At 60.1% G+C, this 20,016-nt stretch carries 21 protein-coding genes; 12 read left to right on the top strand and 9 right to left on the bottom strand.

Translation table 11 applies throughout. From position 1 onward, the window contains the following. Positions 1 to 4 precede the first annotated feature (4 nt). The 3 genes from AC3IUA_RS21365 to AC3IUA_RS21355 form a co-directional block, all read right to left on the bottom strand. Positions 5 to 415 (bottom strand): translation initiation factor 2, encoded by a 411-nt coding sequence (locus AC3IUA_RS21365; protein ID WP_489356895.1) that lies wholly within the window; start codon positions 413 to 415, stop codon positions 5 to 7. Between the two features lie 111 nt (positions 416 to 526). Further along, positions 527 to 826 (bottom strand): YciI family protein, encoded by a 300-nt coding sequence (locus tag AC3IUA_RS21360; protein ID WP_150804366.1) that lies wholly within the window; start codon positions 824 to 826, stop codon positions 527 to 529. A 1-nt stretch (position 827) separates the two neighbouring features. Beyond that, complete coding sequence (locus AC3IUA_RS21355; protein ID WP_489356894.1) at positions 828 to 1,424, bottom strand: septation protein A; 597 nt, start codon at positions 1,422 to 1,424, stop codon at positions 828 to 830. 87 nt (positions 1,425 to 1,511) lie between these two features. Here AC3IUA_RS21355 and AC3IUA_RS21350 point away from each other — a divergent pair, with 87 nt between their 5' ends. The 7 genes from AC3IUA_RS21350 (at position 1,512) to arfB (ending at position 9,438) form a co-directional block, all read left to right on the top strand. Beyond that, positions 1,512 to 2,375, top strand: a complete 864-nt coding sequence (locus AC3IUA_RS21350) for a PHP domain-containing protein (protein WP_489356893.1) — start codon at positions 1,512 to 1,514, stop codon at positions 2,373 to 2,375. 13 nt (positions 2,376 to 2,388) lie between these two features. Further along, positions 2,389 to 3,018, top strand: a complete 630-nt coding sequence (locus tag AC3IUA_RS21345; RefSeq protein ID WP_489356892.1) for an L-threonylcarbamoyladenylate synthase — start codon at positions 2,389 to 2,391, stop codon at positions 3,016 to 3,018. Continuing rightward, a complete protein-coding gene (locus AC3IUA_RS21340; RefSeq protein WP_489356891.1) occupies positions 3,019 to 3,837 on the top strand; it encodes a segregation and condensation protein A in 819 nt (272 codons plus the stop codon). A 12-nt stretch (positions 3,838 to 3,849) separates the two neighbouring features. Next, complete coding sequence (scpB, locus tag AC3IUA_RS21335) at positions 3,850 to 4,818, top strand: SMC-Scp complex subunit ScpB (protein ID WP_489356890.1); 969 nt, start codon at positions 3,850 to 3,852, stop codon at positions 4,816 to 4,818. A gap of 282 nt (positions 4,819 to 5,100) precedes the next feature. Next, positions 5,101 to 6,369: a 23S rRNA pseudouridine(2605) synthase RluB gene (gene rluB, locus AC3IUA_RS21330; protein WP_489356889.1), complete on the top strand. Its 1,269-nt coding sequence runs from the start codon at positions 5,101 to 5,103 to the stop codon at positions 6,367 to 6,369. An 872-nt stretch (positions 6,370 to 7,241) separates the two neighbouring features. After that, complete coding sequence (locus tag AC3IUA_RS21325; RefSeq protein ID WP_489356888.1) at positions 7,242 to 8,660, top strand: amino acid permease; 1,419 nt, start codon at positions 7,242 to 7,244, stop codon at positions 8,658 to 8,660. Between the two features lie 364 nt (positions 8,661 to 9,024). Then, entirely contained in the window at positions 9,025 to 9,438 is a 414-nt protein-coding gene (gene arfB / locus AC3IUA_RS21320; protein WP_489356887.1) for an alternative ribosome rescue aminoacyl-tRNA hydrolase ArfB, read from the top strand. Here arfB and AC3IUA_RS21315 read toward each other — a convergent pair. The 6 genes from AC3IUA_RS21315 to phhA all read right to left on the bottom strand — a co-directional run bounded on the left by AC3IUA_RS21315 (position 9,435) and on the right by phhA (position 13,879). Next, positions 9,435 to 10,649, bottom strand: a complete 1,215-nt coding sequence (locus AC3IUA_RS21315; protein WP_489356886.1) for an MFS transporter — start codon at positions 10,647 to 10,649, stop codon at positions 9,435 to 9,437. The two genes, arfB and AC3IUA_RS21315, sit on opposite strands and share 4 nt — an antisense overlap. Positions 10,650 to 10,785: 136 nt before the next feature. Beyond that, positions 10,786 to 10,968, bottom strand: a complete 183-nt coding sequence (locus AC3IUA_RS21310) for a hypothetical protein (protein ID WP_489362419.1) — start codon at positions 10,966 to 10,968, stop codon at positions 10,786 to 10,788. 83 nt (positions 10,969 to 11,051) lie between these two features. After that, entirely contained in the window at positions 11,052 to 11,183 is a 132-nt protein-coding gene (locus AC3IUA_RS21305) for a hypothetical protein (protein WP_489356885.1), read from the bottom strand. 252 nt (positions 11,184 to 11,435) lie between these two features. Beyond that, on the bottom strand, positions 11,436 to 12,632 hold the full coding sequence (locus AC3IUA_RS21300) for an amino acid aminotransferase (protein WP_489356884.1): 1,197 nt from the start codon (positions 12,630 to 12,632) through the stop codon (positions 11,436 to 11,438). After that, positions 12,632 to 12,988, bottom strand: a complete 357-nt coding sequence (locus AC3IUA_RS21295; RefSeq protein ID WP_008030478.1) for a 4a-hydroxytetrahydrobiopterin dehydratase — start codon at positions 12,986 to 12,988, stop codon at positions 12,632 to 12,634. The genes AC3IUA_RS21300 and AC3IUA_RS21295 overlap by 1 nt, the downstream gene beginning before the upstream one ends. Positions 12,989 to 13,093: 105 nt before the next feature. Beyond that, on the bottom strand, positions 13,094 to 13,879 hold the full coding sequence (phhA, locus tag AC3IUA_RS21290) for a phenylalanine 4-monooxygenase (protein WP_489356883.1): 786 nt from the start codon (positions 13,877 to 13,879) through the stop codon (positions 13,094 to 13,096). Between the two features lie 491 nt (positions 13,880 to 14,370). Between phhA and AC3IUA_RS21285 the strand changes: the two genes are divergently transcribed. The 5 genes from AC3IUA_RS21285 to AC3IUA_RS21265 all read left to right on the top strand — a co-directional run bounded on the left by AC3IUA_RS21285 (position 14,371) and on the right by AC3IUA_RS21265 (position 20,006). Further along, positions 14,371 to 15,930, top strand: coding sequence for a sigma-54-dependent transcriptional regulator (locus AC3IUA_RS21285; RefSeq protein WP_489356882.1), 1,560 nt, complete (start codon positions 14,371 to 14,373; stop codon positions 15,928 to 15,930). A 632-nt stretch (positions 15,931 to 16,562) separates the two neighbouring features. Further along, positions 16,563 to 17,303 carry a flagellar basal body rod protein FlgF gene (locus tag AC3IUA_RS21280; RefSeq protein ID WP_489356881.1) on the top strand — a complete coding sequence of 247 codons (741 nt, stop codon included), beginning with the start codon at positions 16,563 to 16,565 and terminating at the stop codon, positions 17,301 to 17,303. A 45-nt stretch (positions 17,304 to 17,348) separates the two neighbouring features. Continuing rightward, positions 17,349 to 18,134, top strand: coding sequence for a flagellar basal-body rod protein FlgG (flgG, locus tag AC3IUA_RS21275; RefSeq protein WP_489356880.1), 786 nt, complete (start codon positions 17,349 to 17,351; stop codon positions 18,132 to 18,134). Between the two features lie 51 nt (positions 18,135 to 18,185). Further along, the gene (flgH, locus tag AC3IUA_RS21270) at positions 18,186 to 18,881 is read left to right on the top strand and encodes a flagellar basal body L-ring protein FlgH (RefSeq protein WP_489356879.1); all 696 of its coding nucleotides are present in this window, start codon (positions 18,186 to 18,188) and stop codon (positions 18,879 to 18,881) included. Between the two features lie 15 nt (positions 18,882 to 18,896). Then, entirely contained in the window at positions 18,897 to 20,006 is a 1,110-nt protein-coding gene (locus tag AC3IUA_RS21265; RefSeq protein ID WP_489356878.1) for a flagellar basal body P-ring protein FlgI, read from the top strand. Positions 20,007 to 20,016 lie beyond the last annotated feature (10 nt).

Below are 20,016 nucleotides of genomic sequence, written 5' to 3'. Positions count from 1 at the left end.
TCACTCAATTTAGCCATTGCCGACGTCGTCTGCGTCCGCCACTGGCGAAGATACCGCAGAGCAGGGCCAATAGCGCTACCGCGGCACCGATGACGAACCACTGCTGCTGGTCGGTCAGCAGGCGCGGCTCTGGGCTTGCCAATGCCTCCTTGAGTTGCAGCTTGAGGCGCTGGTTCTCTTGGCGCAGGGCAGTCAAGCGGGCGCTTTCGCGTTCGCTATCGGTATTTTGCAATTGTTTAATCAGCTCATCACGCAGCCGCTCGCTTTCTTTCAAGCGTTGCTGCAATTCGGTGATCTGGCTACCAGCGCTCAGGGACAGGGGCGTGGAATTGCCCGAGTCAGAACGCTCTGTGGCATGGGCCACAACCCCGATCGATAACATGACCAACAGCAGACACAACGGACCTTGGCGCATCGGAACTCCTGATTCCAATCGAGTGTTGGGCAGGTTGTCGGCCGTTAAACGAGAATAATGAGCGATTGAGAGCGCAATGAACCGATAAGGTTCATCGCGCCGGGGGACATTTTACGGCAGGACTTGCTTGAACGGCTTGACCGATACGTTGGCGTAGACGCCCGCAGCGATGTATGGGTCGGCATCGGCCCAGGCTTGCGCAGCCGTCAGCGAGTCGAACTCGGCGACGATCAGGCTGCCGGTAAAACCCGCGGCACCGGGGTCATTGCTGTCGACGGCTGGGTGCGGGCCGGCAAGCACCACACGACCTTCAGCCTTGAGCTGTTGCAGTCGCTCCAGGTGCGCCGGGCGTGCCGCCAGACGGTTTTCCAGGGAATTGGCGACGTCTGTGGCAATGATTGCGTAAAGCATGTCAGTCCTCGGTTTTTGGTGTAGTGGTTTCGGTGTCATGGATATGACGGGACAGGTAGATGCCCTGGGCGATCAGGAACAGCACGGTCATGCCCAGGCTGCCGAAGACTTTGAAGTCGACCCAGTAGCTCTGGAAGGTAAAGGCCACGAACAGGTTGGCGCCGCCGCAGAACAGGAAAAAACCGATCCAGGCAATGTTCAGGCGGGTCCAGACCGGCTCCGGCAATGTCAGCGCATGGCCCATGATGCGTTTGATCAGCAGGCGGTCACCGATGAAGTGGCTGCCGGCAAAGGCCAGGGCGAATAGCCAGTTGACTACCGGGGCCTTCCACTTGAGGAAGGTCTCGCTGTGGAAGGCCAGGGTCAGGCTGCCGAAGACCAGGCAGGCGATCAGGGTCAGCCACTGGCTTTTTTCCAGCTTGCGCTGGGAAAAGAACAGCGCGCCGTAAACCACCAGGGAACTGATGATCAGCATCGCCGTGGCGCTGTAAATGCCGCCTACAGTCAATTGGTGACCGGCGATGTCGACGACCCTTGGATCGATTTTGAAGACAATGAAAAACAGGAACAGCGGGATGAAGTCGATGAATTGTTTCACAGTGGCAGCCAGAAGCAGGATGTGCCGGCATAATAACAAACATCCTTGGTTGCGAAAGCGCCAGCTGAATTGAGGTTACAGAGTCCTGTGAATGTTGATTTGCACTGTCATAGCACGGCCTCCGATGGCGCCCTGGCGCCTGCGGTACTGGTTGCGCGTGCGTTCGAGAGAGGCGTGCGAGTCCTGGCCTTGACCGATCATGACACCCTCGAAGGCCTGGAAGAGGCCCGCAGCGCCGCGGTTGCCCTGGGCATGCAACTGATCAACGGTGTCGAATTATCCTGCACCTGGGGCGGGGCGACCATTCATGTATTGGGCTATGGTTTTGATGTCAACGCCCCGGCGCTGGTCGAGGCCATCGACAAATTGCACCACGGCCGCTGGCTGCGCTCCGAAGAAATAAGCCGCAGGCTGGAGCTCAAGGGCATGCCCGGTGCGCTGGAAGGTGCCCGGGCGATTCAGCAGGAACTGGGTGACAGCGGCAATGCCCCGGCCCGTCCGCACTTTGCCGACTACCTGGTGCGCGCCGGTTTCGTCAAGGATCGCGCCGAAGCCTTCCGCAAATGGCTGGGCGCCGGCAAGCTGGGGGACGTCAAGCAGCATTGGCCGACTCTTGAAGAAACCGTCGAAACCCTGCGCGCAGCGGGTGCCTGGGTCAGCCTGGCGCACCCTTGGCACTATGATTTTACCCGTAGCAAACGTCGCCGCCTGATTGCCGACTATATTCAAGCAGGTGGCCATGCGATTGAGGTGGTCAATGGCCACCAGCCCGCCGAGCAAGTGGGCAGCCTGGCTATTCTTGCTCGTGAGTTCGGTCTGCTGGTCAGCGCCGGCAGTGATTTTCATGGACCTGGAGGCTGGTCCGAGATAGGCGAGTACCGCCCGCTCCCGGAAGATCTGCCGCCGCTTTGGTGTCGGTTCAAACATGACCCAGTTATTGCCGCCGTCTGAACAGGTAGAGAATGTGAGTCAATTTTTCCAGATTCATCCGGAAAACCCGCAAGCGCGCCTGATCAAACAGGCTGTCGAGATCATCAGGTCCGGTGGTGTGGTGATCTATCCAACCGACTCTGCTTACGCCATCGGCTGCCAGATCGGTGACAAGAACGCCGTCGAGCGCGTGCGTCGCTTGCGGCAGCTGGACGACAAGCACAACTTCGCGCTGATTTGCAGCGATCTGTCGCAGCTGGGGCTGTTCGCCAAGATCGATACCGGCACCTTTCGCTTGCTCAAGGCCCACCTGCCCGGGCCCTACACTTTCATTCTCAATGCCACCCGCGAAGTTCCGCGGCTATTGCTGCACCCCAAGAAGCGCACGATCGGCCTGCGGGTGCCGAGCCACCCGATAGCCCTGGCGTTGCTGGAAGAGCTGGGCGAGCCGCTGATGAGCGTGACGCTGATCATGCCCGGCGATACCGAGCCAATGACCGACCCTTACGAAATGCGCCAGTTGCTGGAGCATCAGGTCGACCTGATCATTGACGGCGGCTTCGGCGGCATCAAAGCTTCCACGGTGATCAGTCTGGCCGACGGCGAGCCGGAAGTGATCCGCGTCGGCTGTGGCGACCCGGCACCGTTTACGGTCGAGGCCTGAATGTCCGTTGTCGAATCCGTGGAGAGCCAGGCCGGGGCGCAGCAGGAACTGCCATTCGCCATGGTCTATGGCCAGGCGGTCATGGAAATGCCGCTGGACCTGTACATTCCGCCGGATGCGCTGGAGGTTTTTCTCGAGGCTTTCGAAGGTCCGCTCGACTTGTTGCTGTACCTGATCCGCAAACAGAACATCAATATTCTCGACATCCCCGTGGCAGAAATCACCCGCCAGTACATGGGCTATGTCGAGTTGATGCAATCGGTTCGCCTGGAACTGGCCGCCGAGTATCTGGTGATGGCGGCGATGCTCGCCGAGATCAAGTCGCGGATGCTGCTGCCGCGCGCCGCCGAGATCGAAGCCGAAGAAGACGACCCGCGGGCCGAACTGATCCGCCGCCTGCAGGAATACGAGCGCTTCAAGGCCGCTGCCGAAGGCATTGATGGTCTGAGCCGGGTAGGGCGCGACGTGGTAGTACCCAAGCTCGATGCGCCAGAGGCGCGGGCCCGCAAGTTGTTGCCGGATGTGAGTCTGGAAGAATTGCTGATGTCCATGGCCGAGGTCCTGCACCGTGGCGATATGTTCGAAAGCCATCAGGTCAGTCGCGAAGCGTTGTCTACCCGCGAACGCATGAGCGATGTGCTGGAGCGGCTCAAGGGCGGCGGCTTCGTGCCCTTTGTCGAGCTGTTTACCGCTGAAGAAGGGCGCCTGGGTGTGGTCGTGACCTTTATGGCGATCCTCGAGCTGGTCAAGGAATCCCTGGTCGAGCTGGTGCAGAATGAGTCTTTTGCGGCTATCCATGTGCGGGCGCGAGCCGAATAACGAGCTGAATCAATGAATCTGACTGAACCCCGCGAGCTGGCGCCATTGCTTGAAGCTTTTCTGCTGGCCTCGGGAAAACCGCAATCGATGGAGCGCCTGTTCGAACTCTTCGAAGAGGGCGAGCGGCCCGAACCGCCGGTCTTCAAGAAAGCCCTGGCGATTCTGGCCAAATCCTGCGACGGCCGGGCCTTTGAGCTCAAGGAAGTCGCCTCCGGCTATCGCCTGCAGATCCGCGAAAAATTTTCGCCCTGGGTGGGTCGCTTGTGGGAAGAGCGGCCGCAGCGTTATTCCCGGGCCATGCTGGAAACCATGGCCTTGATCGCCTATCGCCAGCCGATCACCCGGGGCGAGATCGAGGACGTACGTGGGGTGGCGGTCAACAGTCATATCGTCAAGACCCTGCTCGAGCGCGAGTGGATCCGCATCGTCGGTTACCGCGACGTGCCGGGTAGACCGGCGATGTTCGCCACCACCAAAGCCTTCCTTGACCACTTCAACCTGAAGAACCTCGACGACCTGCCGCCGCTGGCCGACCTGCGTGAGCTGGAACCCGATCCGGTTCTCGACTTCGACGACGCGCCAGTGCCGCAAAGCCTGCAAGACCTGGCCGACGCCAGCGCCGAACCGGAAGAGCCGAAGGACGAAACCAGTTTCCATACCTTGCTGCTGGAGCTGGATTCGATGGAGGAAGGCCTCAAAACCGACTTCGACGATTTGCTTCGGGATGGGGCGGTGAGCGAGACCGAAGAGGGGCTGGCTCAGCCCGAACCCGAGATTGAGGTTGAGGTCGAACTTGAGGCCGAAGCCGAAATCGAACAGCCGCAGGAAGACGACCTCATTGGCGTCGCCGAAGCCCGGGAAAAACTCCTCGCCGCCGTCGCGGCACTGGAACAGCACAAGCCCCAGCTGAGCGACGAAGAAGCCGAAGCCCAGGCATTGGCCGAAGCGATCGAGAACGAAAGACGAATGTCGGAGGATTGAAGGCCGCTAAAAGATTGCAGCCTGCGCCAGCTCCTACGCCGACCGCGGGTGAACGCCAATCCCCTGTAGGAGCTGCCGCAGGCTGCGATCTGTTGATCTTTTGATCTTGCGACGCCACCGGTCGGCGGAAAACCAGATAAGCCGCGGTCGATCAGCTAGTCTCTGATGCGCGAACGCCCTCATGAGCGTATGATTCGCGACCCTCGAGCGATCCCTTCGCCCAAGGACCAGCTTTCAACTCTTCAGGCCAGGCCTGAACAGACCACACCGGGAGGTGCCCAGATGAGTATCAAAGACCAGAAAGACGACCAGGAAATCGGCCCAGCAGGCGAAAAACTGCAGAAAGTCCTCGCCCGTATCGGCGTTGGCTCGCGCCGCGACGTAGAAGCCTGGATCAGCCACGGCCGAATCAAGGTCAACGGCAAAGATGCCACCCTTGGCCTGCGTGTCGACCTGCACGACGCCATCACCATCGATGGCAAGGTGATCAAGCGCGAAGAAGCCGCCGAGTCGGTACGCCGCGTGATCATGTACAACAAGCCCGACGGTGAAATCTGCACCCGTGACGACCCGGAAGGCCGTCCGACCGTGTTCGATAAAATGCCGCGTCCGAAAGAAGGCCGCTGGATCAACATCGGCCGTCTGGATATCAACACCACCGGTCTGCTGATGTTCACCACCGATGGTGAGCTGGCCAACCGCCTGATGCACCCTTCCTACGAGATGGACCGTGAATACGCGGTACGTGTGCGTGGCGAAGTCGACGACGAGATGATCGAGCGTCTGAAAGCCGGCGTCGTCCTCGAAGACGGCCCGGCGAAGTTCACCGACATCAAGCAAGCACCGGGTGGCGAAGGCTTCAACCATTGGTACCACTGCGTGGTGATGGAAGGCCGTAACCGTGAAGTGCGTCGTTTGTGGGAATCCCAGGGGCTGGTGGTCAGCCGTCTGAAGCGCGTGCGTTTCGGTCCGGTATTCCTCAACTCTGACCTGCCGATGGGTCGCTGGCGCGAAATGAGCCAGTACGAAGTCGACATTCTCAGTGCTGAAGTGGGTTTGACTCCGGTGGCGATGCCGCAGCTGAACGCCAAGAGCAAAGACAAGCTTGAGCGTATGCAGCGCAAATCGTCGCGTCCGGTTGGCAAGACCGAGCGCGTGCGGACACTGCGTCCAGCTGCCGGCGCACCTGCCGCCGGCCCGCGTCCAGCCCGTGAGCCGCAGATCGAAGGTGAGCGCCCGGCGCGCAAACCGGCGGAATCGCGTCAGGATGGTGTACGCGGTCCACGCACTCCGCGTCCGGCTACCGGTCGCGGTGCTCCAACCGGCGGTCGTAGCGATCGTGGCGCGCCAGCAAGCGGTCGCAGCGATTCCAGTCGCGGTACGCCAGTGGCAGAGCGCCCGGCCGATACCAAGCGCCCAGCCAAGCCAGCGCCGAAGTCCAAACGTCCGGGCATTGTCCTGGTCGACAAGGATGCACCATCGGGCAAACGCCGTGGTGCACCGGCCGGTTCGGGTCAGCGTCCAGGCTTTGGCCGTCGCAAGCCGGAGTGAAGCAGCGGTAAGCTTCAAGCGGGTAATAGAAACGCCAACCTAAGGGTTGGCGTTTTTTTTTCCTTCGTATCACTCGGTAGAACAGCGGTGCTCCTGCCTCCGCCATATCGCGAGCAGTGGCAACGATCCCCATCTCTCGACCGATCTGCAGTGGAAATTTCGCGTTCCGCTTCGTAACGAAATGTTTACGAATACCCCGCTATCCCCCCGTGGAATCGACAAACCTTCAGCGCCGTAAGGAAATCCTGCCGAATTCGCGCCGTCATTGCTGGCCACAAGGCTCTACCCCGGTTGTTTCCCATCGCTGGTGAGGGTGTTATGCGCCCCATGCCTGTCGTGCAGGTCATAACAAGAAGGAGGCGCAATGTACGCCATGATCCATTCCTACCGACTCTCCCCACGCGATGACTCCCCCATCGTCGCCACTGACGGCCCACAGCGGTTCGTCCAGTTTATTGCCGCCGTCCGCGACCCGCGAGACGGCCCCGTGCCATCCCGGCAACCGACGCGCTGATCAGGCGATGTCTGGCAGCAGCGGGTTACGGGTGTACAATGCGCGGCGTTTTAACTGTGACTCAACTGCGTATCCGCGCATTTTGCGCCTGTCGGCTGTCATGACTCGTTTGCCCCCAGCATTCCGTTCGATCGCCCAAGGCCAATAAACTCAAGGCTATCCGCCTTGTTCACTCCGCCGCGTCACAAGCGTGTCGGGTTCGATTTCGTCACAGATAAAAACAAACAGGTGACGCATGACGGTTAAAAAAACGCTGAACTCCTGGTGCCTGCGCTGGGGTTTGATCCCCGCTGCTTAATTTCGTACCCAAGCAGCAACGTCCAACGAACATCATCAAACCTTGCGTGAGACCCTTTTAATGAGTGGACAAAACTCGCATTCCGGCACGCTTCAACGCGGCCTGAAGAATCGCCATATTCAACTGATTGCCCTTGGTGGCGCGATCGGTACCGGGTTGTTTCTCGGTTCTGCCGGTGTACTGAAATCGGCCGGCCCGTCGATGATCCTCGGCTACGCGATCTGCGGCTTCATCGCTTTCATGATCATGCGCCAACTGGGCGAAATGATCGTGGAAGAGCCGGTGGCTGGCTCGTTCAGCCACTTCGCACACAAGTACTGGGGCGGTTTTGCCGGCTTCCTGTCGGGATGGAATTGCTGGATCCTGTACATCCTGGTGGGCATGTCGGAGCTGACCGCGGTCGGCAAATACATCCACTACTGGGCACCCGAGATCCCAACCTGGGTATCGGCAGCCGGGTTCTTCGTACTGATCAACCTGATCAACCTGGCCAACGTCAAAGTCTTTGGCGAGGCCGAGTTCTGGTTCGCGATCATCAAGGTCGTGGCCATCGTCGGCATGATCGCCCTGGGCAGCTACCTGCTGGTCAGCGGCGACGGCGGGCCACAGGCTTCGGTGACCAACTTGTGGGAGCACGGTGGTTTCTTCCCTAATGGCGTCAGCGGTCTGGTGATGGCCATGGCGATCATCATGTTTTCCTTCGGCGGCCTGGAAATGCTCGGTTTCACCGCAGCCGAGGCTGACCAGCCGAAGACTGTGATCCCTAAAGCCATCAACCAGGTGATCTACCGGATCCTGATTTTCTACATCGGTGCTCTGGTGGTGCTGTTGTCCCTGACGCCGTGGGACAGCTTGCTCGTAAGCCTGAATGCCTCCGGCGATGCCTACAGCGGCAGCCCGTTCGTCCAGGTTTTCTCGATGCTCGGCAGCGACACCGCGGCGCACATCCTCAACTTCGTCGTCTTGACCGCGGCGCTGTCGGTGTACAACAGCGGCACCTACTGCAACAGCCGCATGCTGCTGGGCATGGCCGAGCAGGGCGATGCACCGAAGGCGCTGGCGAAGATCGACAAGCGTGGCGTGCCGGTGCGGTCGATTCTGGCGTCGGCCGCGGTGACCCTGGTCGCCGTGCTGCTCAACTACTGGATCCCGCAACATGCGCTGGAACTGCTGATGTCGTTGGTGGTTGCGACCCTGGTGATCAACTGGGCGATGATCAGCTTCTCGCACTTCAAGTTCCGCCAGCACATGAACCGTACCAAGCAGACGCCGTTGTTCAAGGCGCTGTGGTACCCGTACGGCAACTACGTCTGCCTGGCGTTCGTGGTGTTCATCCTTGGCGTCATACTGCTGATCCCGGGTATCCAGATCTCGGTCTACGCGATCCCGGTGTGGGTGGCGTTCATGTGGGTCTGCTACGGCATCAAGAACAAGCGCAGTGCGCAACAGGTGTTGATGGCTGGTTCCGCGGTGAAATAAGGCATCATGCAAAAACAAAAAGCCCGGCCTGTGCCGGGTTTTTTGTGTGCGGCAAAAAACCTGCGAGCTTGCCCCGATGCCGGTCAGTTAACAGAAATCTATGGTTGGGCGATCAACTGTGGCGAGGGAGCTTGCTCCCGTTGGGGCGCGCAGCGGCCCTAAAACCTGTAACCGGTTCTGTCAGACACGCCTCATGTGCAGGCTTTACGACTGCTGCGCAGCCGAGCGGGAGCAAGCTCCCTCGCCACAGGTGCGATGTTCGTCTCAAAATCTTTAACTGCATTGGGGCTCGCTTGCGAAAGGGCCCGTCCAGTCAGCGCATCATTCGCGGTATCCTGAACGCCCTGACTCCGGACCCTTTTCCATGCTGGTGATTTCCAACAACGTGCATCTGCCCGACGCCGAGATCGAATTGACCGCCATTCGCGCCCAGGGTGCCGGTGGCCAGAACGTCAATAAGGTCTCGAGCGCGGTACATCTGCGTTTCGACATTCCGGCGTCATCCCTGCCACCGTTCTACAAGGAACGGCTGCTGGCGCTGCGCGACAGTCGCATCACCAGCGAAGGGGTGTTGATCATCAAGGCCCAGCAATACCGGACCCAGGAGCAGAATCGTGCCGATGCGCTGGAGCGGCTGGTGGAGTTGATCCTCAGTGCCACCAAGGTCGAAAAGAAGCGCCGTCCGACCAAGCCGACCCTGGGTTCGAAAACCCGACGGCTGGAATCCAAGACCAAACGCGGCTCGATCAAGGCCGGGCGCGGCAAGGTCGACTTCTAGCTCGCTTCGCGTTGTTCCCGGTGCTTTTCATTTAGGTGCTGCGGCGCTTGCCGGAACAAGTAGAAGCTGAGCAGCAGGCCAGCCAGGGCGGCCAGCGCGGCAAACAGAAAGATCGAGGCAAACCCGAAGCCCGCTGCGATCGCCCCGGCCAGCGGTCCGGTAATCCCCAGGGACAAATCGATGAACAGCGAATAGGCACCGACCGCCGCGCCGCGGCTGGAGGCCGGTACCAGGTTCACCGCCTCCACCCCCAAGGCCGGAAACACCAGCGAGAAACCAAAGCCGCTTAACGCCGCACCGGCCAACGCCCAGTTCGCGTCAGGTGCCAACCACAGCAGCAACAGCCCGAGGGTTTCCACCGACAGGCAGGCAATTGCCACCCGAAACCCGCCAAGGCGGTTGATCAGGTTGCCGAACAGCAGCCGCGCGCCAATGAAGCTGGCGCCGAACAGGCTCAGGCACAACACCGCGTTGGACCAATGCTGAGTGGCGTAATACAAGGTGATGAAGGTGGCGATGGTGCCGAATCCGATCGAGCCCAGCGCCAGACCGCAGCCGTGGGGCAGCACGCGACCCAGCACATGCATGAACGGCAGGCGTTCACCGACGACAATCGGCGCAGCGGTTTTCGGCGAGGCCAGCACCAGGCCAAGCGCCGCCAGCAGCAGAATGCTCACGCCCATGCTCCACAGACCCAATTGATTGACCAGCAGCACCCCCAGCGGTGCGCCGATGGCCAATGCGCCGTAACTGGCGATGCCGTTCCAGGAGATGACCTTGGCGGTGTTCGCCGCGCCGACCCGGCCGATGCCCCAACCGATCGAACCGGAGCCCACCAGGCTTTCCGCGCTACCGAGCACCAGACGGCCGATCAACAGGCTGATCAGGCTCAACATCGGCAGGCTTTGGGTCCAGGCTGAAATCAGCATGAACACACCGCTCAAGCCGCAACCGGCGAGGCCGTAGATGACCGCCAGTTTGCTGCCCTTGTTGTCGATGATGCGCCCGGCATAAGGGCGGCTAAGCAGGGTGGCGAGGTACTGCACGCTGATCACGAGGCCGGCGATCACCGCGCCAAAACCCAGGTCGCTGTGGACGTAACCCGGCAGCACGGCCAGAGGGATGCCGATGTTCAAGTAGCCGATGAAGGTGAAGAGCACGATGGAAACGACTTGCAGCGTGACCGCCATGGGTCGCTGGGTATCTGGCATGGGGAGAGATCCACTGGCGCAGCAGGATAGATAGGCTGCTTATGATACCGGTGGTTGTGGCGATGCAGGGCAGGAAAAGCAAAAACTATCGCGCCGACCCGAAGTAGCGGCAGCGAATGGATTCAAGGAGGGGTAATCAGGATTTTCCGGGAGCCAGCAATTGCGTGGTAACCAGGGCGGCCAGGGCATTTTCCTGGTTGCCGAAACGGGCCAGCAGGGTGGCTTGTTTTTCCGGGCTGAGGCGATTCCAGACCTCGATCATCTTTTCAGCGGTGCCGATCAGCACGCTGGCTTGGGTTTCGCTGAAGTTGTCGGTCATGGCTCGGTTCTCGGGGGGACTGACGTTCAGGCTGTGTGGAAAGCGCATCATTTAGCGCTTTCCACACGGTCTGGGTAGCTCACTCAGTCTTCGCTGTCGGCCTTGCGGCGTTCAACTATTTCGTTCGGTTCGGGCTGTTGGGCGCCGGCTTGTTGCGTGGTTGTCTGCTTGGTTTCGTGCAGGCTTGGGAAGGGGAGATTAGGTATCTCGTGCATCGTCGTCGCTCCTCGCAAGGTCTGTTTTTAGATCGCGGGTAGATCCGCGCTTTAAAAAAGCTTGTAGAGGATACAGCACTGGAAATGGCAAAAAGTCTTTTATATCCAATTGTTGCGACGGGCGGGGTTGTCTAGACAAGTGTGTGCCGCGAAAAAATCGCAGCCTACGGCAGCTCCTACCCCAACCCGGTACACCTGTGGATTATCAGGTGTACACAAAACCTGTAGGAGCTGCCGCAGGCTGCAATCTTTTTAAGGGTGACACACCTCGGCAATTGCCTCCGCCAGCAAATCCAGGCGTGTCGCGTCGATCCCTGCGACGTTCGCCCGGCCGCTGCTGACCATGTACACGCTATGGTTTTCCCGCAGACGCTGCACCTGCGTCGGTGTCAGGCCTGTGTAGGAGAACATGCCGCGTTGTACCCCGATGTGCGCGAAACGTTCGCCCAGGCCGTGGGGCCCAAGGGCTTCCACCAGGCCTGAGCGCAATTGCGCGATACGCAGGCGCATGGCTTCGACTTCATCGGCCCAGAGGTTTTTCAGCTCTGGATCGCCAAGGATGGTCGCGACCACTGCGGCACCGTGATCCGGCGGAGTCGACCACAGGTTACGGGCGATAAATGCCAGCTGGCTGCGGATATCCAGCAGCTTCTCGGCGTTCGCCGCACAAACGATCAGTGCGCCGGTACGATCGCTGTACAGGCCGAAGTTCTTCGAGCAGGAACTGGTGATCAGCAATTCAGGCAGTGCTTGTGCAAACAACCGCACCGCCCAGGCATCCTGCTCCAGGCCGTCGCCGAAGCCTTGGTAGGCGAAGTCGATCAACGGCAACAGTTCGCGGTTGCGGACGATCTCCAGCACCCGACGCCAGTCATCAACGGACAGGTCGAACCCGGTAGGGTTATGGCAGCAGGCGTGCAGCAGCACCACGTCGCCCTTGGGCACCTGGTTCAGGGTCGCCAGCATGCCTTCGACGTCGAGGCGGTTATCGCTGCCGACATAGGGGTAGTGGCTGACCTTGAGGCCGGCCGCGGCGTAGATGGTTTCGTGAATCGGCCAGGTCGGGTTGCTCAACCAGATACCGCGGCCGGGCAGGCAGCGGGCGATGAAGTCGGCGCTCAAGCGCAATGCACCAGTGCCGCCAGGAGTCTGGGTGGCGCCGACCCGTTGCTCGGCAATCAGCTCGGAGTCCGCGCCCAGCACCAGATCATTGATGCCCTTGCCGAACGCCGCATCTCCGTGACCACCGATGTAGGTCTTGGTGGTTTGCTGATCGACCAGCCGTTGTTCGGCCAGTTTCACGGCCTGAAGAATCGGCGTCAGGCCCTGGGCGTCTTTATAGACGCCAACGCCGAGGTCGAATTTGCGCGGGTTCGAATCCAGCGCATAGGCCTCCATCAGGCCGAGAATCGGGTCGCCGGGCACTCGGCCGATGGCATCGAAATGCATTATTTGCGGCCCTCGGCGTCCTTGGCCACTTCGTCAGTGCGCGCGGCCATGATGAAGTCGTTGCGGTGCAGGCCTTTGATCGAGTGGCTCCACCAGGTCACGGTGACTTTGCCCCACTCGGTGAGCAGGCCTGGGTGGTGACCTTCGGCCTCGGAGATTTCACCGACGGCGTTGGTGAACGCCAGGGCGTGCTTGAAGTTCTTGAACAGGAAAACTTTTTCCAGCTGCATCACGCTGTCGCGTACTTCGATGTTCCAGTCAGGGATCTGCTTGATCAGTACCGGCAGTTCTTCGTCGCTGACTTGTGGAGCATCGGCGCGGCAGGCTTCGCAATGGGCTTGGTTCAATGTGGACATGATGTATTCCTGAAATCGAGTGTTTGGAAAAACGGTCGTCAGTGAGGCCACGCTAAAGCAAAGCGTCGGCCCGTAACAGACTCACCTGATGCCAAAAGGCGCGTGTCACGCCGCTTTTGGCGGAAACTTGGGAGCGCGTAACCCCAGCTGCATACCTTGCTTGACCATGCCCATGATGTCTTCGTGGGCCAGATCGAACAGGCGCTTGAGGTTCGGCAGGACAAAGTACAGCGGTTGCAGGATGTCGATGCGGTACGGCGTGCGCATGCATTCCAGCGGATCGAATGCCTGATGTTCCGGCTCATCCGACAGGCTGTACACGGTTTCCTTGGGCGAGGACAGAATGCCGCCACCGTAGATGCGTTGGCCTTGCGGGGTATCGACCAGGCCGAACTCGATGGTCATCCAGTACAGCCGCGCCAGGTAGACCCGCTCCTCTTTGGAGGCTTGCAGGCCAAGCTTGCCGTAGGTATGGGTGAATTCAGCGAACCACGGGTTGGTCAGCAGCGGACAGTGGCCGAAGATTTCGTGGAAAATGTCCGGCTCTTGCAGGTAATCCAGCTCTTCGCGGGTACGAATAAAGGTCGCCACCGGAAACTGCTTGTTGGCCAGCAATTCGAAGAAAGTCTGGAAGGGGATCAGCGCCGGCACGCGGGCGACTTGCCAGCCGGTAGTGGCAGCCAGCACCTCGTTGATTTCGCCAAGTTGCGGAATGCGATCGTGAGGCAGGCCGAGTTTTTCGATGCCGTCCAGGTATTCCTGGCACGCACGACCCTCGAGCACTTTCATTTGTCGAGTGATCAGCGTGTTCCACACCGCATGTTCTTCTGCGGGGTAGTCGATAAAACCTTGCGCATCGGGCTCGCGAGCCACGTAGTGCGTCTGCTTCATGCTGCTCTCCTGCTAGGGGATACGTTCTTGTTATGGTTCAACTTATATTCATATAGATAGCGCAGAGAGGAGCGAGTTGCAGTACCTCGGTTGAAGAGTGAGTAGGAATTTTCCATGCTTTTTGTAAAGTTATCGTTACGTAATGGCCTCGATCCCCTGTGCGTTGAGATCTTCTGGTTTGAAAAGGCTTGAAACTGTCACATAATCTTGACGACTAACTGAGCCCAGCTGCAAAAAAAGTGGCGGCATTTGATCCAATGTCGGTCAGTTAACGGTCATCCAGAGCCTGGTGAGCACCTGTGGCGAGGGGGCTTGCCCCCGCTGGGGCGCGCAGCGGCCCTAAAACCTGCAAACGCTTTGTATCAGGTACAACCGCGTTCACCGACTTTACGACCGCTGCGCGGCCGAACGCAGGCTTCGCCAGCTGCTACGGGAATGTGCGAAGCCAGATATTCCGTTCTCGACCCTCCAATAAAATTCCGGACCTTCACATGCGTATCAAAGTCCACTGCCAGAACCGCATCGGTATCCTGCGCGACATTCTCAACCTGCTGGTGGAGTACGGGATCAACGTCGCCCGCGGTGAAGTCGGCGGCGAGCATGGCAATGCGATCTACCTGCATTGCCCGAACCTGATCAACATCCAGTTCCAGGCGCTGCGCCCGAAGTTCGAGGCGATTAACGGTGTTTTTGGCGTCAAGCGCGTCGGGCTGATGCCCAGCGAGCGGCGGCATATGGAGCTCAACGCCTTGCTCGGTGCACTGGAGTTTCCGGTGTTGTCCATCGATATGGGCGGCTCGATCGTTGCGGCCAACCGTGCCGCCGCCCAGCTGCTCGGGGTGCGGGTCGATGAGGTGCCGGGGATTCCGCTGTCGCGCTATGCCGAAGACTTCGATTTGCCGGAGCTGGTTCGCGCCAACAAATCGCGGATCAACGGCTTGCGGGTCAAGGTCAAGGGCGACGTGTTTCTGGCCGATATCGCGCCGCTGCAATCTGAGCATGACGACAGCGAGGCCATGGCCGGTGCGGTGCTGACATTGCACCGGGCGGACCGGGTCGGCGAGCGTATCTATAATGTGCGCAAGCAGGAGCTGCGCGGCTTCGACAGCATTTTCCAGAGTTCCAAGGTCATGGCCGCGGTGGTTCGCGAAGCACGCCGCATGGCGCCGCTGGATGCGCCGCTGCTGATCGAAGGCGAAACCGGCACCGGCAAAGAGTTGCTGGCGCGCGCCTGCCACCTGGCCAGCCCGCGTGGGCAGTCTCCATTGATGGCGCTCAATTGCGCCGGGTTGCCAGAGTCGATGGCCGAGACCGAGTTGTTCGGGTATGGCCCCGGTGCTTTCGAAGGGGCGCGGGCTGAAGGCAAGCTGGGTCTGCTGGAGCTGACGGCCGGTGGCACGCTGTTCCTCGATGGGGTGGGGGAGATGAGTCCGCGCTTGCAGGTTAAATTGCTGCGCTTTCTGCAGGATGGCTGTTTTCGTCGGGTCGGCAGTGACGAAGAGGTCTATCTGGATGTACGGGTGATCTGCGCGACCCAGGTCGATCTGTCGGAGCTGTGTGCTCGTGGTGAATTCCGTCAGGACCTTTATCATCGGCTCAATGTGTTGTCGTTGCATATCCCGCCACTGCGCGAATGCCTGGATGGTTTGACGCCGCTGGTAGAGCACTTTCTCGATCAGGCCAGCCGGCAGATCGGCTGCCCCTTGCCAAAACTGGCGCCGGCGGCGATGGATCGGCTGCGTCATTATCACTGGCCCGGCAACGTAAGGCAGTTGGAGAACGTGTTGTTTCAGGCGGTTTCATTGTGTGAGGGCGGTACGGTCAAGGCTGAGCATATTCGACTGCCGGATTATGGCGTGCGCCAGCCTCTTGGCGATTTTTCCCTCGAGGGCGGGCTCGACGAGATTGTCGGGCGTTTCGAGAAGGCCGTGCTGGAGCGGCTGTATTCGGAACATCCAAGCAGCCGGCAACTGGGCAAGCGGCTCGGGGTTTCCCATACCACCATTGCTAATAAGTTGCGCGAGTATGAGGTAGGGAAGGGGGACCTCTAAGATCAAAAGATCGCAGCCTGCGGCAGCTCCTACAGGGGCCTTGTACATCCGGGAAATGTCGGATGTACGCACATTCGTAGGAGCTGCCGCCAGGCTGCGATCTTTTCGGCTGCACCACAATGATCAGAAATAGAAGAACGATCAAAAGATCGCAGCCTGCGGCAGCTCCTACGGGGGCCTTGTACATCCGGGAAATGTCGGATGTACGCACATTCGTAGGAGCTGCCGCCAGGCTGCGATCTTTTCGGCTGCACCGCAATGATCAGAAATAGAAGAACGATCAAAAGATCGCAGCCTGCGGCAGCTCCTACAGGGGCCTTGTACATCCGGGAAATGTCGGATGTACGCACATTCGTAGGAGCTGCCGCCAGGCTGCGATCTTTTCGGCTGCACCGCAATGATCAGAAATAGAAGAACGATCAAAAGATCGCAGCCTGCGGCAGCTCCTACCCGCCCACCGGCATATCCCCGCCGGTTTTTCGTCTTTGACACAATCGCCAAATCCCCTCTGATTCCCTCAAGTCCCCTGTTTGCCTGCCCTCACCCCGCCAAAAAATAGTTGGTGCAGTTATTGCTTGAGGCTCAGCAGTACAGCGGTGGGCGGCAAACGTCCGGCAGACAGAGGAAAGACTGTGGACAAGTACCTTTACGTGGCAATGACCGGCGCCAGTCAGAATGCACTGGCGCAAAAGGCGCATGCCAACAACCTGGCGAACATCTCCACCAACGGTTTTCAGCGTGACCTGGAGCAGGCGCGGTCGATGCCGGTGTTCGGTGACAGCTTTCCGGCGCGGGCGTTTGCCCTGTCCGAGCGTCCGGCCACCGACTTCACTGCAGGCTCGCTGGTGGAAACCGGGCGCGATCTCGATGTGGCGGTCAGTGGCAACGGCTGGATTGCCGTGCAAACCCCCGATGGCAGTGAAGGTTATGTGCGTACCGGCAGCCTGAATGTCGATGCCCTGGGCGTGCTGCGGGCCGGCAACGGGATGCCGGTCATGGGCAACGGCGGGCCGATTGCCGTGCCGCCTGAACAGAAAATCGAAGTCGGTCAGGACGGCACCATCAGCATCCGCGCCATGGGCGAAGGCCCACGGGTAATGGCTGAAGTCGACCGCATCAAGCTGGTCAATCCGGACCTGAAAAACATGACCAAGGGCCTGGACGGTTCGATCCACACCAAGGACGGCCAGCCGGCGCAGGCCGATGCCAACGTGCAACTGGTGTCCGGGTTTCTCGAGTCGAGCAACGTCAATGCCGTCGAAGAGATGACCTCGGTGCTGGCGCTGGCCAAGCAGTTCGAGCTGCACATCAAGATGATGAACACCGCCAAAGAAGACGACCAGGCCATGGCTCGGGTCTTGCAGATCAGCTAATTATCAGAACGTAGCGCCGTAAAACAGGCGCGCGAGGAGAATCGAATGCTTCCGGCTCTATGGGTTGCCAAAACAGGTCTGTCCGCCCAGGACACCAACCTGACGACTATTTCCAACAACCTGGCAAACGTCTCGACCACGGGCTTCAAGCGTGACCGCGCCGAGTTCCAGGACCTGCTGTACCAGATCAAACGCCAGCCTGGCGCCCAGTCGACCCAGGACAGCGAGTTGCCATCGGGCCTGCAAGTAGGTACCGGTGTGCGCATCGTCGGCACCCAGAAGAACTTCACCGCCGGTAGCCTGCAAACCACCGAGCAGCCGCTGGACATGGCCATCAATGGTCGCGGCTTCTTCCAGATTCTGCAGCCGGATGGCACCACGTCCTATACCCGCGACGGTACCTTCCACCTGGACTCCAATGGCCAGATCGTCACCGCCAACGGCTTCGCGCTTGAGCCGGCGATCGTCGTGCCGAACGATGCACAGACCTTCACCGTGGGTCAGGACGGCACCGTCTCGATCACCATTGCCGGTAACGCGGCTTCGCAAGTGATCGGCAACCTGCAGACTGCCGACTTCATCAACCCGGCCGGCCTGCAAGCGGTCGGCGGCAACCTGTTCATGGAGACCGCTGCCAGCGGCGCGCCGCAAGTCGGTACCCCGGGCTTGAACGGGTTTGGCCTGACGCTGCAAAACACCCTGGAAACTTCCAACGTCAGCACCGTGGAAGAGATGGTCAACATGATCACCACCCAGCGTGCGTACGAGATGAACTCCAAGGTGATCTCCACCGCCGACCAGATGCTCTCGTTCGTAACGCAGAATCTTTAATCAAGTCTATGGGGCGGCCTGAGGTCGCCTGCAACACCATGAGGTAGGGTCATGAATCGGTTCGTTTCTGTTCTTGCACTGAGTGGGATCGCTGTGCTCGCGGGGTGCGTCTCCCCGCCGCCGAAGCCGAATGACCCTTACTACGCGCCAGTATTGCCGCGTACCCCGTTGCCGGCTGCGGCGAACAACGGCTCGATCTATCAGGCCGGCTTCGAGCAGAACCTGTATGGCGACCGCAAGGCGTTCCGGGTCGGTGACATCATCACTATTACCCTGAACGAAAGGACCCAGGCGAGCAAAAACGCCAACTCGCAAATAGACAAGAACAGCAAGACCGATATCGGTCTGAGCTCCTTTTTTGGTGGCGGCCTGAGTACCAATGACCCGATCGGGAGTGGTGACCTGAGCCTGGATGTCGGTTACAGCGGTGACCGTGCGACCAAGGGTGACAGCAAGGCCGGGCAGGGCAACAGCCTGACCGGCTCGATCACCGTGACCGTCGCCGATGTTTTGCCCAACGGCATCATTGCCGTGCGCGGCGAGAAGTGGATGACCCTCAATACCGGTGATGAGCTGGTGCGGATTGCCGGCCTGGTACGCTCCGACGATATTTCCACGGATAACACCGTGCCTTCGACCCGAATCGCCGATGCGCGCATCACCTATTCGGGCACCGGTTCGTTTGCCGATGCGAGTCAGCCAGGCTGGTTCGACCGTTTCTTCCTCAGCCCGCTGTTCCCTTTCTAGGTGATGACCCGCCCCATGTTGAACTTCAAGCACCTGATGGCGGCCATGCTATTGCTGTCCACGGCCTTTGGCGCTCACGCCGAACGGCTGAAGGACATCGCCAGTATTTCGGGCGTACGCTCCAACCAATTGATCGGCTATGGCCTGGTCGTCGGGCTTAACGGTACGGGCGACCAGACTACGCAGACCCCGTTCACCCTGCAGACCTTCAACAACATGCTTTCGCAGTTCGGCATCAAGGTGCCGGCCGGCTCGGGCAACGTGCAGTTGAAGAACGTCGCGGCGGTATCGATCAGCGCCGATTTGCCGGCGTTCGCCAAGCCGGGGCAGACGGTGGATATCACCGTGTCCTCCATCGGCAACTCCAAGAGCCTGCGTGGTGGCACCTTGCTGCTGACGCCACTTAAAGGTATCGATGGCAACGTCTACGCCGTCGCCCAGGGCAACCTGGTGGTCGGTGGTTTCGACGCCGAAGGCCGTGACGGGTCGAAGATCACCGTCAACGTTCCGTCGGCCGGGCGGATCCCCGGTGGTGCTTCCGTCGAGCGCGCGGTGCCGAGTGGTTTCAACCAGGGCAACAGCCTGACCCTCAACCTCAACCGTTCGGACTTCACCACGGCCAAACGCATCGTCGACAAGATCAATGACCTGCTCGGTCCAGGTGTGGCTCAGGCCATCGACGGCGGTTCGATTCGGGTGACGGCGCCGCTCGATCCGAGCCAGCGTGTCGACTACCTGTCGATCCTCGAAAACCTCGAAGTCGATCCGGGCCAGGCGGTGGCCAAGGTCATTATCAACTCGCGGACCGGCACCATCGTGATCGGCCAGAACGTCAAAGTATCACCGGCCGCGGTGACCCATGGCAGCCTGACGGTGACCATTACCGAGGACCCGATTGTCAGTCAGCCGGGGCCGCTGTCCAATGGCCAGACCGCCGTTGTGCCGCGCTCGCGGGTCAACGCCGAGCAAGAGGCCAAGCCGATGTTCAGGTTCGGCCCGGGTACCACCCTGGACGAAATCGTTCGTGCGGTGAATCAGGTCGGCGCCGCGCCGGGTGACTTGATGGCAATCCTCGAAGCCTTGAAACAGGCCGGCGCCTTGCAAGCCGATCTGATCGTGATTTGAGGTGGCGGCC

The organism is Pseudomonas sp. KH_050, from assembly GCF_057838875.1.
The sequence above is the reverse complement of the archived record's forward strand: the minus strand, read 5'-3'. Positions and strand labels throughout refer to the sequence as shown.

Coding starts and splice junctions, on each gene's coding strand:
- phhA (WP_489356883.1), bottom strand. CDS start 13,879: ATGAAGCAGACGCACTACGTGGCTCGCGAGCCCGATGCGCAAGGTTTT.
- AC3IUA_RS21325 (WP_489356888.1), top strand. CDS start 7,242: ATGAGTGGACAAAACTCGCATTCCGGCACGCTTCAACGCGGCCTGAAG.
- AC3IUA_RS21360 (WP_150804366.1), bottom strand. CDS start 826: ATGCTTTACGCAATCATTGCCACAGACGTCGCCAATTCCCTGGAAAAC.
- AC3IUA_RS21365 (WP_489356895.1), bottom strand. CDS start 415: ATGCGCCAAGGTCCGTTGTGTCTGCTGTTGGTCATGTTATCGATCGGG.
- AC3IUA_RS21315 (WP_489356886.1), bottom strand. CDS start 10,649: ATGCCAGATACCCAGCGACCCATGGCGGTCACGCTGCAAGTCGTTTCC.
- rluB (WP_489356889.1), top strand. CDS start 5,101: ATGAGTATCAAAGACCAGAAAGACGACCAGGAAATCGGCCCAGCAGGC.
- scpB (WP_489356890.1), top strand. CDS start 3,850: ATGAATCTGACTGAACCCCGCGAGCTGGCGCCATTGCTTGAAGCTTTT.
- AC3IUA_RS21300 (WP_489356884.1), bottom strand. CDS start 12,632: ATGCATTTCGATGCCATCGGCCGAGTGCCCGGCGACCCGATTCTCGGC.
- AC3IUA_RS21295 (WP_008030478.1), bottom strand. CDS start 12,988: ATGTCCACATTGAACCAAGCCCATTGCGAAGCCTGCCGCGCCGATGCT.
- AC3IUA_RS21310 (WP_489362419.1), bottom strand. CDS start 10,968: ATGACCGACAACTTCAGCGAAACCCAAGCCAGCGTGCTGATCGGCACC.
- flgH (WP_489356879.1), top strand. CDS start 18,186: ATGAATCGGTTCGTTTCTGTTCTTGCACTGAGTGGGATCGCTGTGCTC.
- AC3IUA_RS21305 (WP_489356885.1), bottom strand. CDS start 11,183: ATGCACGAGATACCTAATCTCCCCTTCCCAAGCCTGCACGAAACCAAG.
- AC3IUA_RS21265 (WP_489356878.1), top strand. CDS start 18,897: ATGTTGAACTTCAAGCACCTGATGGCGGCCATGCTATTGCTGTCCACG.
- AC3IUA_RS21285 (WP_489356882.1), top strand. CDS start 14,371: ATGCGTATCAAAGTCCACTGCCAGAACCGCATCGGTATCCTGCGCGAC.
- flgG (WP_489356880.1), top strand. CDS start 17,349: ATGCTTCCGGCTCTATGGGTTGCCAAAACAGGTCTGTCCGCCCAGGAC.
- arfB (WP_489356887.1), top strand. CDS start 9,025: ATGCTGGTGATTTCCAACAACGTGCATCTGCCCGACGCCGAGATCGAA.
- AC3IUA_RS21340 (WP_489356891.1), top strand. CDS start 3,019: ATGTCCGTTGTCGAATCCGTGGAGAGCCAGGCCGGGGCGCAGCAGGAA.